The following is a 13,843-nucleotide window of genomic DNA, read 5'->3' on the forward strand; positions in this document are numbered from 1 at the left end:
CCAACCTGCCACCGAGGCGCAGGCTGCTCTGGTCCGGCACCTGGAAGCCCAGCGCCCCTTCCCCCGGCCGCGTCGAACTTCTTCCGGTACGCCTCCACGTTGTCGTAGGCGTGCCGCAGGCTCCCGCGCAGACGGTCGAGCTGGAGCTCGCGCAGCTGCTCGCGGGTCAGCCGCTCCCCGTCGTCGAGCAGGTCGTGGGGGAGGGGCTCGCCGCGTCGCCGTCCCGTCGGCTCCGGGGCCCGGGAGGCCGTCGTCTCGCTGGTCATTCAGGCTCCTCCGGCCTCGTGCTCCTGATACTGCGGCTGCGGCCCCGGAACTCCGCGACCACCTCGTCGCCCCGCCGGACCGTCACGTCGTAGAGGCCGCTGCGCCCGTAGCGGGTACGTTCCTCGGCCCGCGCCACGAGTTCGTCGCCCTGGTACGCCGGGGCGACGAAGGTGATGTCCGCGCCGGCCGCGACGGTCACCGGGCCGTGACTGTTGCACGCGCAGGCGAATGCGCTGTCGGCGAGCAGGAAGACGTATCCGCCGTGGGCGATCCCGTGCCCGTTCACCATCGCCGGGGTCACGGTCATCCGCAGCACGGCGGTCCCCTCGCCCTGCTCCAGCAGCTCGATCCCGAGCCCACGGGAGGCCTCGTCCGCGGCGAACATCGCCTCCGCGGGCGGCGTCGCGTCAGCGGTATGGGTCACTCTCGCACCACCTCTTAGCCCGACCGAACATTCGGTTAGCCTCGGCGCTGCCATGTAATCCAGCCGTCTCGACGCCTGTCAAGGTCCAGGACTTGCCCAAGGGGTCTTACCAAGGCGCACCGGCGTGTCCTACGATGGACCGAACGAATGGTCGGTTGGGAAGTGGGACGGATGGACACGACACACTCCAGCCCCCCGGGGGCGGACGGCGCCGAGCCGGCTCTCCAGCAGCACTTCGACGCGACGATCGCGCGGGACCAGCGGATCGAGCCGCGCGACTGGATGCCGGAGGGGTACCGGAAGACACTGATCCGGCAGATCGCGCAGCACGCGCACTCGGAGATCATCGGCATGCAGCCCGAGGGCGAGTGGATCACCCGCGCCCCGTCGCTGCGCCGCAAGGCCATTCTGTTCGCCAAGGTCCAGGACGAGGCCGGGCACGGGCTGTACCTGTACTCAGCGGCGGAGACGCTGGGCGCCGACCGCGCGGACCTCACCGAGCGGCTGATCGAGGGCCGCCAGAAGTACTCGTCGATCTTCAACTACCCGACGCTGAGCTTCGCGGACGTCGGAGTGATCGGCTGGTTCGTGGACGGCGCCGCCATCTGCAACCAGGTGCCGCTGTGCCGCTCCTCCTACGGGCCCTACGCGCGCGCCATGGTGCGGATCTGCAAGGAGGAGTCCTTCCACCAGCGGCAGGGCTACGAGCTGCTGATGACGATGATGCGCGGCACCCCGGAGCAGCGCGAGATGGTGCAGGACGCGGTGAACCGCTGGTGGTGGCCGTCGCTGATGATGTTCGGCCCGCCCGACGACGCCTCGCCCAACTCCGCGCAGTCCATGGCCTGGAACATCAAGCGGCACAGCAACGACGAACTGCGCCGGCGCTTCGTCGACATGACCGTCCCGCAGGCCGAGAAGCTCGGCGTGACGCTCCCCGACCCGGAGCTGCGCTGGAACGAGGAGCGGGGCCACCACGACTTCGGCACGCCCGACTGGGACGAGCTGATGCGGGTCATCAAGGGCGACGGCCCGTGCAACGACCAGCGGATGCAACGGCGCCGCACGGCCCACGAGGAGGGCGCCTGGGTGCGTGAGGCGGCCACCGCCCACGCCGCCAAGCAGGCCGCCCGCGCGGAGAAGGGAGCGGTGGCATGACCGCCGACCGGCAGGACTGGCCGCTGTACGAGGTGTTCGTGCGCGGCAAGCGCGGGCTGAACCACGTCCACGTGGGATCGCTGCACGCCGCCGACGACCGCATGGCGCTCACCCACGCCCGCGACCTGTACACCCGGCGCAACGAGGGCGTGAGCATCTGGGTCGTGCGCTCCGAGCACATCGCCGCCTCCACCCGCGACGAGAAGGACCCCTTCTTCGAGCCCAGCGCCGACAAGGTCTACCGGCACCCGACCTTCTACGACATCCCCGACGACGTCCCCCACATCTGAAGGACAGGGCATGAGCGACGACCACGTCTACATGACCCTCGCCGAGGGCCACGAGGACGACACCCGCTGGGCCTACGGCACCGGCTTCGAGGACCCCCTGCACGGCATCGACGCCACCGTGCCGGACGGGGTCGACGCCGGTGAACTGGCGGACCTCTGCGTCACCCTGGCCGACGACGCCCTGGTCTCCGCCCAGCGGCTCGCCGAGTGGACCACCCGCGCCCCCGAGCTGGAGGAGGAGGTGGCGCTGGCCAACATCGGGCTCGACCTGCTCGGCCAGGCCCGCCTGCTCTACTCCCGCGCGGGCCAGGTTGACGGCACCGGCCGCGACGAAGACGCCTACGCCTACTTCCGCGACGCCGGCGACTTCCGCAACGTACGCCTGGCGGAACTGCCGGGCGGCGACTTCGCGTTCTCGATCGTGCGGCTGCTGGTGCTCGCCAGCTGGCGCCTCGCGCACTTCGAGCGGCTCACCGCGCACCGCGACCCGGTGCTCGCGGCGATCGCCGCCAAGGGCGTGAAGGAACTGGCCTACCACCGCCAGTACGCGGCCGAGTGGGCCGTGCGCCTCGGCGACGGCACCGAGGAGTCCCACCGCCGGATGCGCAGGGCGCAGGAGCAGGTGGCGCCCTACCTGGGCGAGCTGTTCACGGCGTACGACGTCCGGGACGAGGTCGTCGCGGTCCTCCGCCAGGTCACCGAGGCGGCCGGACTGCCCATGCCGGTCTACCGCCCCCTGCCCGGCTCGGGCCGCACCGGGGAGCACACCGAGCACCTCGCCCCGCTGCTGGCCGAGTTGCAGGGCGTGGCCCGCGCCCACCCGGAGGCGACATGGTGACGGCACTTCTGGACGCCCGACGGGCCCGGCGCATCGCCGAGCAGGTGCCCGACCCCGAACTGCCCATGCTCACCCTGGCCGACCTCGGCGTACTGCGCGAGGTGACCCTGGCTCCGGACGGCACGGTGGTCGCCGGCCTGACCCCGACCTACTCGGGCTGCCCGGCGATGGCCGAGATGCGCGCGGGCGTGGCCGCCCGGCTGCGCGAGGCGGGGTACGCGCGCGTGGAGATCCGCACGGTCCTCGACCCGCCGTGGAGCAGCGACTGGATCACGGCGGACGGCCGGCGCAAGCTCGCCGAGCACGGCATCGCCCCGCCCGGTGCCGCGCCCGCGCGCGCCGCCGGCCCGGTGCCGCTCGTGCTGTCGGCGACCCGCCGCTCGGTGCCCTGCCCCCGCTGCGGTCACCCCGACACCGAGGAGACCTCCCGCTTCGGCGCCACGTCCTGCAAGTCCCTGTGGCGCTGCCTCGCCTGCCGCGAGCCGTTCGAGTACGTCAAGGAGATCTGATGGAGGACCTGATGGAGCCGGCCCCCGCCCCGGCGGCACGCCCGCGTGCCCGCCGACGTCCGGTCTTCCACCCCCTGCGGGTCGCCGCCGTGCAGCCGCTGTGCGAGGACGCGGCAGCCGTCAGCTTCGACATGCCGGCCGAGCTGGCCGAGGAGTTCACCTTCGCGCCCGGCCAGTCGCTCACGCTGCGCCGCGACATCGACGGCAGGGACGAGCGCCGCTCGTACTCGATCTGCGCCCCCGCCGGCACAGCGCCGCGGATCGGCGTCCGCGTGGTGCCGGGCGGCCTGTTCTCCTCCTGGCTGGTGAACGACGTACGCCCCGGTGACGTGGTCGAGGTCATGGCACCCACCGGCGCCTTCACCCCCGACCTCACGACCCACGGCCACCACGTCCTGATCGCGGCCGGCTCCGGCATCACACCCATGGTCTCCATCGCCGAGTCCGTCCTGGCCGCCGACTCCCGCTCGCGCGTCACCCTCCTCTACGGCAACCGCCGCACCGGCACGGTGATGTTCGCCGACGAACTCGCCGACCTGAAGGACCTCTACCCGACGCGGTTCCAGCTCGCCCACGTCCTCTCCCGCGAGCCCCGCGAGGCCGAGGTGCTCTCCGGCCGCCTCGACGCCGAGCGGCTGGCCGCCCTCGTCGACGCACTGGTCGACGTGGAGTCGGCCGACCACTGGTGGCTGTGCGGCCCGCACGGCATGGTCCGCGCCGCCCAGCAGGTCCTGACCGGCCTCGGCGTCCCCGCCGACCGCGTCCACCAGGAGCTGTTCTACGCCGACGACGAGCCAGTCCGCGAGGTCCGGCACACCGAGACCGGCCCCTCCGGCCCGGTCAGCCAGGTCACCGTCACCCTCGACGGCCGCTCCACCACGTCCCCGCTGCCCCGCGACCGCACCATTCTGGAGGGGGCCCAACAGACCCGGCCCGACCTGCCCTTCGCCTGCAAGGGCGGCGTCTGCGGCACCTGCCGGGCCCAGATCACCGACGGCAAGGCCGACATGCGCCGCAACTTCGCCCTCGAACCGTCCGAGGTCGACGCGGGTTACGTCCTCACGTGCCAGTCGTTCCCGGTGTCGGAGGAGCTGACGGTGGACTTCGACACCTGAGCCTGCCGAGAGCGGGCCAGCCGACGGCCACATGCCTGGCCCGGGACCTCGACGTACCGGTGGGTCACTATGCACAGCGGCAACAGGAAGGCAAAGAAGGCCACTTCGAGCCCGGCGTGGTCGTCGCTGCGGCGTCCGACGGTGCCGTCGATCACCGCCAGTAGCACCGGATGCACCAGATACACCGAATAGCTGATCGTCCCCAAGCCGGTCAGCAGCCCCGGCACGCGCCGGCGGCGCCAGGCCAGCCCAGCGGCGAAGGTCAGCACGGCCAGCAGGAACGCCACGATCCAGCCGCGCCGTGTGAAGTGGTGGCCGTCGCCGTACCGGTAGGCGCTTCCCACGGCGCAGGCGATCACCAGTGTTGCCGTGCCCGCGGCGCGGTGCCAGGTGCTCTGCCTGCGCTCGGCTCGGCGGACGGCGGTACCGAGGAACATGACGGCGAGGATCACCAGGCCCTCCCACACAGGGACCGTGCCGTTGAACGGAACCAGCACGAGTGCCAGTGCTCCGCCCAGCACACCCCCGAACACCCGTAACACCGGTGAGGCGGAACTCGCACAGCACAGGGCGGCCGCCATGGTGATCGACGCGAACGCGATCAGGGGGCCGGTCCCGACCAGGCCGGACAGCGCGGACACCGGCAGCAACGCCCCCGCCACCGCGCTCACCACGGCGAGCACGGCCAAGACGGCGGCGACCGCCCCGGACCGGTGGTGCAGCCGGACCGTGAAGAGGGCGACGACCAGCAGGTAGAAGCACATCTCGTACGAGAGCGTCCAGAGGACGAGCAGGAGGCTGGGCGTCTCCAGCAGCTCCTGGAGCATGGTGAGGTGTGCGACGGCCACGGTGACAGCGCTCTGCGAGCCGACGTCGCGCAGCTCCGCGAGACCCAGGGCGTCGACGGCGAGCAGCCCGGTGACGACGACTGCCCACAGCGGATAGACCCGGAAGACCCGGCCGATCCAGAACGTCCGCACACAGCCCCGGCGTTCCAGCGATGCCGGGACGATGTACCCGCTGACCAGGAAGAACACCATGATGCCGTAGCGGCTGGTGTTGAACTGCGGCATCAGCTCCGCCCGTGAGTCCGGCATGAAGGTGTGCGACGAGTGGTCGAACACCACGACGAGAGCGGCGAATCCGCGCAGCGCGTCGAGCCAGCCCAGCCGGGCGCTCACCGGCGAGTGCAGGGCTTCACCTGGTAGTGCTCGATCTCGCCCCTCGGCACCGGTTCGCCCCAGGAGTTCTCGATCACCAGCGTGCTGCCACGGCGCAGGGTGACGGGCCAGGCCCGGATGGGGTCGCCCTCGGCGGTGAGAACCATGACCCGGGGAATGTCCCACGAGCTGCACGCGTCCGCGGGAGCGACCACAGCCACCCGGATGCCCCACGGCCGCACGCGCTTCGCGAGTTCCAGCTGGTCGTCGATGCCGAAGCCCTGCTTGACGGTGAGTTCGACACTGCCGTTGTCGTGGCGCTCCACCGCGAACGCGCTGGAGTCGGCGGGTGAGCCGGGCACCACCACCGTGGCTGCCCACGCCGCCGCGCAGGCCGCCAGCACCACGGCGATGCGGCGCGGGGCGAACCGGCGGCGCACGCGAGCCGCCGAACTGCCCGTGTCCGGTCCGGCCCCGGCCGCGCGCAGCTCGATCTCCTTCTTCAGCTCACCGAGCAGCCGGTCCTCGAACGTCATCCTCGTGCTCATGCTTCCCCCCTTGCCACGTACACCAGCGATGCCTCCGGCGGCTGAGCGGTCCGGCAGTCCGTCTCCCCGCGCAGTGCCTTGCGGGCCCGATGAAGCCGGACCCGGGCCGTGACCTGGCGGATGCCCAGTGCGGCCGCGGCCTCGGTGACCGTGAGCTGGTCGACCGCGATCAGTTCCATGACGGCCCGCTCGCCCTCGGGCAGCCGCGCCAGCGCGGCCAGGACACGCCGCCCGGGGCTCTCCGCGTCGAGCTTGTCCTCGATGCGGGCCATGTCGTCCGGCTCCAGCAACCGCCGCCCGGAGATGCGCAGATCGCGTTCGGTCTCCCGGGCGACCCGGCGGCGCTCCGACGACACGACGTTGCGGGCGATGCCGTACAGCCAGGCCGTCTCGCTGCCGAGGTGATGCCGGTAGGTGGGGGCCGAGTCGAGGACGGCGAGGAAGATCTCGGCCGTCAGGTCCGCCGCCGTGTGCGGGTCGTCCACCCGGCGGGCCACGAAGCGCAGCACGGCGTCGACGTGACGCCGGTAGAACTCCTCGAAGAGCCGCGGGTCGCCGACTGCCGCAGCGGGCCCACTCCGTAACCGTTCCGCGTCGTCCACCGATGTCCCCTTCTCGTCGACAGGTGCCCTGTCACTTGTTCTTGGAACGGGACGCGAAAAGCGTTACAGGGGGTGTGCTCCCCGGTCGGCGCGCAGCGCGCCCAACGCCGTGAGGGCCACGTGGAGTTCGGTGCGGCGTGCGCCGGATTCGAGGTCCGTGTCGAGGAGGCGTTCGATGGCGCGCAGGCGCTGGTACATGGTCTCCCTGGACAGGCCGCCGCGACGGGCCGCCGTGGTCTTGTTGCCGGCGGCGTCGAGGTAGTGGCCCAGGGTCGTCAGCAGGTCGGTGCCGTGCCGGGTGTCGTGGTCGATGAGCCGGCCCAGCCGGCGTTCGGTGTAGTCCTGGATCCTGGGGTCCTCGCGCAGCGCGTACAGCAGCCTGCGCAGGTCGATGTCGGGCAGCTCGTGGAAGGAACGGTCCGCGGGCAGGGCCTGGCCGGGCGGGGTGGCCTCTATGACCCGGGCCGCTTCCCGGAAGGAGCGTGCGGTGTCGGCGAGCTCCGCAACCTCCGAGCCGACACCGACGATCGCCGCCGGGGCCAGAGCCAGCGCGGTGCGGCTCAGTCGTTCGGTCACGGGCCGCCAGGGCTGGGCGGGGCGCAACGCCAGCAGGACGCCGAGGCGGCCGGGGGAGAGTTCGCCGACCAGGGCCGGAATGCCGGCCGACCTCAGCTCCCGGTGCAGCAGCGCCTCCGGCTCGGTGCCCTCCGCGCCGGGCCCCGGGTCCACGAGGATCGCCAGGAACACACCGGCCTCCGTGGGCAGCCCCAGCGCGGCGCAGCGGGCACGGACGTCCTCGGGGGAGTGGTGGCGCTGCTCCGCCAGCTCCCGCAGGGCATTGCGGTGGGCCGTGCGCTCCCACGGCGTGGAGTGGATGAGCCGGGCCACGGTCAGGGCCATCGCCGTCCGCTCCAGGACGGTGATGTGCTCCGGCCCGAAAACCGGTCCGTCGGCGGGCAGCATGGCCAGCCGCCCCCAGCGTTCACCCTGGTAGGACACGGGCGCGGTGAGCCAGCCCTCCGGGCCGCCCACCTCGGTGTGGCCGCCGGGCTCGGTCGCCCGGGAGCGCCGCTCCCAGTCGCCGAGCGCCTCCTCCACCGTGCTCCCCGAGGGCTCGTAGATCAGCGCCTGGTGCACCAGGTTCTCCAGCACGACCGTCCGGCCGCTCATCTCCGCCGCCGCGCGCACCACGTCCTCCGGCCCCGCCCCGCGCAGCGTCAGGGCCGTGAACGCCTCGTGGATCCGCTGGGTGCGCCGCATCGCGTCGGCCTGGTTGCCCAGGATCAGGGCGTGCACGACCTGCGTGACCTCGAGGAAGTTGACGTCCCGGGCCAGGGTGACCAGGGGGAGCTTCCGGGCCCGGCACGCCTGCACGAGGGCGTCGGGCGGCCGGTGGTAGCGCCGTACGAGTTCGATGACCAGGGCGGCCGCCCCCACCTCGGTGAGTTCCTCGACGTACCGGCGCACCCCCGCGGCGTCCTCCGGCAGGGGCATGCCCGTGGTCAGGACCAGCTCGCCGCCCTTGAGAAAGGAGGCGGGGTCCGTCAGCTCGGTGATGTGCACCCAGCGCACCGGCCGGTCCAGCCGGTCCAGCCCCGTGACGACCTGGGGCTGCCCTGCGGCCAGGACCGGCAGGGCGAGGACGTCGGCGAGGGTCGGCGCACGGCCGCCCGGGGTGGCGTCCGGGCCGGCCGTCGGGGGGTGAGCGTTCACGGTGCCTCCCAGCATGCCCGGTCACTCTGACAAGCGGCACTGACCTGCGCAAGAGCAGTCCACCGGAGGGGCGGGCGGTGTCGCAGGGGTCCGGCGGTTGACACAACGTCCGAACAACGGGTTCCGGCTGGACAGATCACGCGTTGTCCCCTTTCGCGAAGGCTCGGATGCTCATGTACCGGAGCTGAGCCAAGCCACCAGACCTCGTCGTACGGCCGGGAGACACCATGACCGCACTGTCGCCGCACCTTCGCCAGGCCACGCCCGTCGTGGCCGCCCGGGGCGAGGGCGTCCACCTCTACGATGAGGACGGCCGCCGCTACCTCGACTTCACCGCCGGCATCGGTGTCACCAGCACCGGGCACTGCCACCCCCAGGTCGTGGCGGCGGCGCAGGAGCAGGTGGGCACGCTGATCCACGGCCAGTACACGACCGTGATGCACGAGCCGCTGCGCCGCCTCGTCGACAAGCTGGGCGAGGTGCTGCCGGCCGGCCTGGACAGCCTGTTCTTCACCAACTCCGGCAGCGAGGCCGTCGAGGCGGCCCTGCGGCTGGCCCGCCAGGCCACCGGCCGGCCCAACGTCCTGGTCTGCCACGGCGGCTTCCACGGCCGTACGGTCGCCGCCGCCTCCATGACCACCTCCGGCATCCGCTTCCGGTCCGGGTTCTCGCCGCTGATGAGCGGCGTGGTCGTCACCCCGTTCCCGACGCCCTTCCGGTACGGCTGGGACGAGGAGACCGCCACCCGCTTCGCGCTGAAGGAACTCGACTACACCCTGCAGACGATCTCCTCGCCCGCCGACACGGCGGCGATCATCGTCGAGCCGGTCCTCGGAGAGGGCGGCTACGTCCCCGCCAACCGTGCCTTCCTCGAAGGGCTGCGGGAGCGGGCGGACCGGCACGGCTTCCTGCTGATCTTCGACGAGGTGCAGACCGGCGTCGGCCGCACCGGCCGCTTCTGGGGCCATGACCACTTCGGCGTCACCCCCGACATCCTGGTCACCGCCAAGGGCCTGGCCAGCGGCTTCCCCCTCTCCGGCATCGCCGCCTCCGAGGAGCTGATGGCGAAGGCCTGGCCCGGCTCGCAGGGCGGCACGTACGGCGCCAACGCCGTCGCCTGCGCCGCCGCCTGCGCGACGCTGGACGTCGTACGCGACGAGAAGCTCGTCGAGAACGCCGAGGCGATGGGCAAGCGGCTCCGCCAGGGCCTGGAGGCCGTGGCCGACCGGACCCCGGGCATCGGCGACGTCCGCGGCCTCGGCCTCATGCTCGCCACCGAGTTCGTCACGGAGGACGGCAGCCCCGACCCGGAGACCGCCGCCCGCGTCCAGCGGGCCGCCATCGACGAGGGCCTGCTCCTGCTGCTGTGCGGCGCCTGGAACCAGGTCGTCCGCATGATCCCGGCGCTCGTGATCGACGAGACCGGCGTCGACGAGGGCCTCCAGGCCTGGGCGAACGCCGTCGAGACCGGAACCTCGGGAGCGTCGGGCCGATGACCACCGCCACCCGCGACCTGGCGGGTCTCACGGCCCGTATCGCCGAGCTCGCGCCCGGTCTGCGGGTGGAGACCGGCCCGGGGGCCACCGGCCCCTACGCCTACGACGCCTCCAACTACCGCGTGCCGCCGAGGGCGGTGGTCTTCCCGCGCACCACCGAGGACGTGGTCGCCGTGGTGAGGGCCTGCCGCGAGACCGGTGTGCCGGTCACGGCCCGGGGCGGCGGCACCAGCATGGCCGGCAACGCCGTCGGCACGGGTGTGGTCCTGGACTTCTCCCGGTACATGAACCGGATCCTGGGCATCGACGTCGAGGCGCGCACCGCACGGGTCGAGGCGGGTGTCGTCCTGGACGCGCTGCGCAGTGCGACCGCGCTGCACGGGCTGGACTTCGGCCCGGACCCGTCCTCGCACAGCCGCTGCACCCTCGGCGGCATGATCGGCAACGACGCGTGCGGGAACCGGTCGGTGCGCGACGGCCGGACCAGCGGGCACGTCGAGTCCCTGGAGATCGTGACGGCCGACGGCGTGCGGGCCGTGGCCGATCACCACGGGCTGCATCCGGTCGACCCGGATGACGCCCGTGCCGTGGCCCGGCTCGAATCCGACCTCAAGCGCCTGATCGAGCAGAACCTGGCGCCGATCCGGACCGAGCTGGGCCGCATCCCGCGCCAGGTCTCCGGCTTCCAGCTCCACCACCTCCTGCCGGAGAACGGCTTCGACCTGGCCCGCGCCCTGGTGGGCACCGAAGGCACCTGTGCGGTCGTCACCGCAGCGACGGTCCGCCTGGTGGCGACCGCACAGGCATCCACCCTCCTCACGCTCGGCTACGACGACGTGGTCGAGGCGGCCGAGGACGTGCCGGAGATCCTGAAGTTCGCGCCGAGCGCGGTGGAGGGCATGGACGAGGCGATCGTCGCCACGATGCGCGCCCGCCGCGGGCCCGACTCCGTGACCGGTCTGCCCGAGGGCCGCGCCTGGCTGTACGTCGAGCTCGAAGGCGACGACCAGGCCACGGTGAACGCCCGCGCTGCTGAGCTGCTTGCGCTGCTCAGGGAGCGGGGGCGGCTGACCGGGGGCCGGGTCGTGGAGAGTCCGGCGGAGCGGCGGTCGTTGTGGCGGGTGCGTGAGGACGGGGCCGGGCTGGCCGCGCGGCTGGTGGACGGTGGTGAGTCCTGGCCGGGCTGGGAGGACGCGGCCGTCGCCCCCGAGGATTTGGCCGCCTACCTGCGGGGTTTCCGCAAGCTGCTGGCCTCGCACGAGCTGACGGGTGTGCTGTACGGGCACTTCGGCGCGGGCTGCGTGCATGTGCGGATCGACTTCGACATGGCCACCGACACCGGGCGGGATGTCATGCGCCGCTTCCTCGCCGAGGCCGCCGCGTTGGTCGTGGAGCACGGCGGCACGCTGTCGGGTGAGCACGGTGACGGACGCGCCCGCAGCGAACTGCTGGAGGTCATGTACAGCCACCGCATGATCGCCGCGTTCGCCGCCTTCAAGGAGGTCTTCGACCCGGACGGGCTGCTCAACCCCGGTGTGATCGTCGATCCGGCCCCGTTGGACGCCGATCTCGCGCTGCGCGAACTCCCCCTCGTGGACACGACGTTCGGCTTCCCGCACGACGCGGACGGCTTCGCCGGTGCCGTGCGCCGCTGTGTCGGCGTCGGCCGCTGCCGCAGCGACGCGGGCGGGGTGATGTGCCCCAGCTACCGGGCCACCGGCGAGGAGAACGCCTCCACCCGCGGCCGGGCCCGCATGCTCCAGGAGATGGTCCGCGGCGAGGCGATTCGGGACGGCTGGCGCTCCACCGAGGTCAAGGACGCCCTCGATCTGTGCCTGTCCTGCAAGGCCTGCTCCAGCGACTGCCCGGTGGGTGTCGACATGGCCACCTACAAGGCCGAGTTCCTCCACCAGCACTACAAGGGCCGCCTGCGCCCCCGGTCCCACTACTCCCTGGGCTGGCTGCCGAAGACCTCGGCGCTCGCGGGATACGCCGCCCGGCCGGTCAACGCCCTGCTGCGCGGCCCGCTCGGCAGGCTCCTGGCCCGCCTGGGGGGTGTCACCACCGAACGCAGGATCCCCGCTTTCGCCTCCCGCCGCGCCCTGCGCAGGACCCTGCGCGCGGCACAGCCCGCAGAACCCGCCAAGGCGGTCCTCTTCGTCGACAGCTTCACCCGCGCCTTCCGCCCCCAGGTCGTGGGAGCGGCGAGCCGCGTGCTCGCCGACGCCGGCATCCCCTGCACACCCCAGGACGGCCTGTGCTGCGGACTGACCTGGGTCAGCACCGGCCAACTGGACACGGCCCGCAAAGTCATGGCCCGTACCGTCGCCGCCCTCGACAACGGCGACGACCGGCCCGTCGTCGTGGCCGAACCGAGCTGCGCCGCCGCCCTCAAACGCGACGTACCCGAGCTCCTCGGCACCGAGGCCGCCCGGCGCGTGGCCGACCGCGTGCAGACCTTCACCGGGGCTCTGACCGACCTGGCCGACCAGGGCTGGACCCCACCGCCCCTGCCCGAGAACGTCGTACTCCAGACCCACTGCCACGAGTACGCCACCTTCAAGGGCCGCCGTCCCGCCGACCTGCTGCGCCGCCTGGGCGTACGCGGAGTCGACGAGGCCGAGGGCTGCTGCGGGCTGGCCGGCAACTTCGGCTTCGAGGCGGAGCACTACGACACCTCGATGGCCGTCGCCGACCTCGCGCTGAAGCCCCGCCTCGACCACCTCGACGGACGGCCCGTCGTCGCCGACGGCTTCAGCTGCGCCACCCAGATCGACCACCTCGCGGGCGACCGGGACATCCGTGCCCTGCACCTCGCCGAACTCCTCGACCCCACCGCCGACCAGCCAGGAGAGACGACATGACCGAGGTTCTGACCCAGTTGTTCATCGGTGGTGCCTGGGTGGACGCCGCGGACGGTGCCACCATGGCGGTCGACGATCCCGCGACCGGCGAGATCCTCTGCCACGTCGCCGACGCCGGGCCCAAGGACGCGAAGCTCGCCGAGGAGGCCGCCGTCCAGGCCCAGCAGGAGTGGGCGCGTACGGCGCCCCGGGCGCGCAGCGAGATCCTGCGCCGCGCCTACGAGATCATCATCGAGCGCACCGACGAGCTCGCCCACCTGATGACGTCCGAGATGGGCAAGCCGCTCGCCGAGGCCAGGGGAGAGGTGGCGTACGCCGCCGAGTTCTTCCGCTGGTTCTCCGAGGAGGCCGTCCGTATCGACGGCGGCTGCGCCACCTTGCCGGACGGCCGCAACCGCATGCTGCTCTCCCGCCGTCCGGTGGGCCCCTGCCTGCTGATCACGCCGTGGAATTTCCCGCTGGCGATGGGTACCCGCAAGATCGGCCCGGCGATCGCCGCCGGCTGCACGATGATCCTCAAGCCCGCCCCGCAGACCCCACTCTCCAGCCTTGCCCTCGCCGCGATCCTCAAGGAGGCCGGGCTGCCGGACGGCGTGCTGAACGTCGTCACCACCTCCCGTGCGGGGGAGGTGTGCGAACCGCTCCTGCGCGGCGGGCGGATCCGCAAGCTTTCCTTCACCGGCTCCACCGCCGTCGGACAGCTGCTGCTCGCCCAGAGCGCTCAGGCGGTCGTGCGGACCTCGATGGAGCTGGGCGGCAACGCACCCTTCATCGTCTTCGACGACGCGGACCTGGACGTGGCCGTGGACGGGGCGATGGTCGCCAAGATGCGCAACATGGGCGAGGCGTGCACGGCCGC

13 protein-coding genes and 1 pseudogene are annotated in these 13,843 nt (G+C 72.5%); 8 read left to right on the plus strand and 6 right to left on the minus strand.

Features of this window, described 5'->3' with window-relative positions; genetic code table 11:
* Positions 1 to 266, minus strand: a pseudogene (locus ABT116_RS31530) (hypothetical protein); the annotation flags it as partial.
* On the minus strand, positions 263 to 652 hold the full coding sequence (paaI, locus tag ABT116_RS31535; protein WP_351640819.1) for a hydroxyphenylacetyl-CoA thioesterase PaaI: 390 nt from the start codon (positions 650 to 652) through the stop codon (positions 263 to 265). The gene paaI and the pseudogene ABT116_RS31530, both read right to left, overlap by 4 nt.
* Before the next feature lie 210 nt (positions 653 to 862).
* Here paaI and paaA point away from each other — a divergent pair, with 210 nt between their 5' ends.
* Genes paaA through paaE form a run of 5 tightly spaced genes read left to right on the plus strand, consistent with a single transcriptional unit; the run spans position 863 to position 4,601 of the window.
* Positions 863 to 1,849 (plus strand): 1,2-phenylacetyl-CoA epoxidase subunit PaaA, encoded by a 987-nt coding sequence (gene paaA / locus ABT116_RS31540; protein WP_351640803.1) that lies wholly within the window; start codon positions 863 to 865, stop codon positions 1,847 to 1,849.
* A complete protein-coding gene (paaB, locus tag ABT116_RS31545; RefSeq protein ID WP_283968961.1) occupies positions 1,846 to 2,139 on the plus strand; it encodes a 1,2-phenylacetyl-CoA epoxidase subunit PaaB in 294 nt (97 codons plus the stop codon). Before paaA ends, paaB begins: the two co-directional genes overlap by 4 nt.
* A 10-nt stretch (positions 2,140 to 2,149) precedes the next feature.
* Complete coding sequence (paaC, locus tag ABT116_RS31550) at positions 2,150 to 2,977, plus strand: 1,2-phenylacetyl-CoA epoxidase subunit PaaC (RefSeq protein WP_351640805.1); 828 nt, start codon at positions 2,150 to 2,152, stop codon at positions 2,975 to 2,977.
* Positions 2,971 to 3,486: a 1,2-phenylacetyl-CoA epoxidase subunit PaaD gene (gene paaD, locus ABT116_RS31555; RefSeq protein ID WP_351640807.1), complete on the plus strand. Its 516-nt coding sequence runs from the start codon at positions 2,971 to 2,973 to the stop codon at positions 3,484 to 3,486. Before paaC ends, paaD begins: the two co-directional genes overlap by 7 nt.
* A complete protein-coding gene (paaE, locus tag ABT116_RS31560; protein WP_502983968.1) occupies positions 3,486 to 4,601 on the plus strand; it encodes a 1,2-phenylacetyl-CoA epoxidase subunit PaaE in 1,116 nt (371 codons plus the stop codon). The genes paaD and paaE overlap by 1 nt, the downstream gene beginning before the upstream one ends.
* Here the strand turns inward: paaE and ABT116_RS31565 are convergent.
* From ABT116_RS31565 to ABT116_RS31580, 4 genes are all read right to left on the minus strand, one after another.
* Positions 4,538 to 5,782 carry an acyltransferase family protein gene (locus tag ABT116_RS31565; protein WP_351640809.1) on the minus strand — a complete coding sequence of 415 codons (1,245 nt, stop codon included), beginning with the start codon at positions 5,780 to 5,782 and terminating at the stop codon, positions 4,538 to 4,540. The genes paaE and ABT116_RS31565 overlap by 64 nt on opposite strands.
* The gene (locus ABT116_RS31570; RefSeq protein WP_351640811.1) at positions 5,779 to 6,309 is read right to left on the minus strand and encodes a hypothetical protein; all 531 of its coding nucleotides are present in this window, start codon (positions 6,307 to 6,309) and stop codon (positions 5,779 to 5,781) included. The genes ABT116_RS31565 and ABT116_RS31570 overlap by 4 nt, the downstream gene beginning before the upstream one ends.
* Positions 6,306 to 6,911: an RNA polymerase sigma factor gene (locus ABT116_RS31575; RefSeq protein WP_351640813.1), complete on the minus strand. Its 606-nt coding sequence runs from the start codon at positions 6,909 to 6,911 to the stop codon at positions 6,306 to 6,308. Before ABT116_RS31575 ends, ABT116_RS31570 begins: the two co-directional genes overlap by 4 nt.
* Positions 6,912 to 6,974: 63 nt before the next feature.
* Entirely contained in the window at positions 6,975 to 8,639 is a 1,665-nt protein-coding gene (locus ABT116_RS31580) for a PucR family transcriptional regulator (protein WP_502983969.1), read from the minus strand.
* 212 nt (positions 8,640 to 8,851) lie between these two features.
* Here ABT116_RS31580 and ABT116_RS31585 point away from each other — a divergent pair, with 212 nt between their 5' ends.
* The 3 genes from ABT116_RS31585 to ABT116_RS31595 form a co-directional block, all read left to right on the plus strand.
* On the plus strand, positions 8,852 to 10,120 hold the full coding sequence (locus ABT116_RS31585; RefSeq protein ID WP_351640815.1) for an aspartate aminotransferase family protein: 1,269 nt from the start codon (positions 8,852 to 8,854) through the stop codon (positions 10,118 to 10,120).
* Positions 10,117 to 12,984, plus strand: coding sequence for an FAD-binding and (Fe-S)-binding domain-containing protein (locus ABT116_RS31590; protein ID WP_351640817.1), 2,868 nt, complete (start codon positions 10,117 to 10,119; stop codon positions 12,982 to 12,984). Before ABT116_RS31585 ends, ABT116_RS31590 begins: the two co-directional genes overlap by 4 nt.
* Positions 12,981 to 13,843: aldehyde dehydrogenase family protein (locus ABT116_RS31595; protein ID WP_351640818.1), on the plus strand; the 863-nt coding region annotated here is incomplete at its 3' end. The genes ABT116_RS31590 and ABT116_RS31595, both read left to right, overlap by 4 nt.

The organism is Streptomyces sp. NPDC002130 (genome assembly GCF_040296465.1).
Lineage (GTDB): Bacteria > Actinomycetota > Actinomycetes > Streptomycetales > Streptomycetaceae > Streptomyces.

Bases quoted from the DNA above. Each gene is read 5' to 3' on its own strand.
- paaD (WP_351640807.1), top strand. From the start codon at position 2,971: ATGGTGACGGCACTTCTGGACGCCCGACGGGCCCGGCGCATCGCCGAG.
- paaE (WP_502983968.1), top strand. From the start codon at position 3,486: ATGGAGGACCTGATGGAGCCGGCCCCCGCCCCGGCGGCACGCCCGCGT.
- ABT116_RS31570 (WP_351640811.1), bottom strand. From the start codon at position 6,309: ATGAGCACGAGGATGACGTTCGAGGACCGGCTGCTCGGTGAGCTGAAG.
- ABT116_RS31585 (WP_351640815.1), top strand. From the start codon at position 8,852: ATGACCGCACTGTCGCCGCACCTTCGCCAGGCCACGCCCGTCGTGGCC.
- paaC (WP_351640805.1), top strand. From the start codon at position 2,150: ATGAGCGACGACCACGTCTACATGACCCTCGCCGAGGGCCACGAGGAC.
- ABT116_RS31590 (WP_351640817.1), top strand. From the start codon at position 10,117: ATGACCACCGCCACCCGCGACCTGGCGGGTCTCACGGCCCGTATCGCC.
- paaI (WP_351640819.1), bottom strand. From the start codon at position 652: ATGTTCGCCGCGGACGAGGCCTCCCGTGGGCTCGGGATCGAGCTGCTG.
- paaB (WP_283968961.1), top strand. From the start codon at position 1,846: ATGACCGCCGACCGGCAGGACTGGCCGCTGTACGAGGTGTTCGTGCGC.
- ABT116_RS31580 (WP_502983969.1), bottom strand. From the start codon at position 8,639: ATGCTGGGAGGCACCGTGAACGCTCACCCCCCGACGGCCGGCCCGGAC.
- paaA (WP_351640803.1), top strand. From the start codon at position 863: ATGGACACGACACACTCCAGCCCCCCGGGGGCGGACGGCGCCGAGCCG.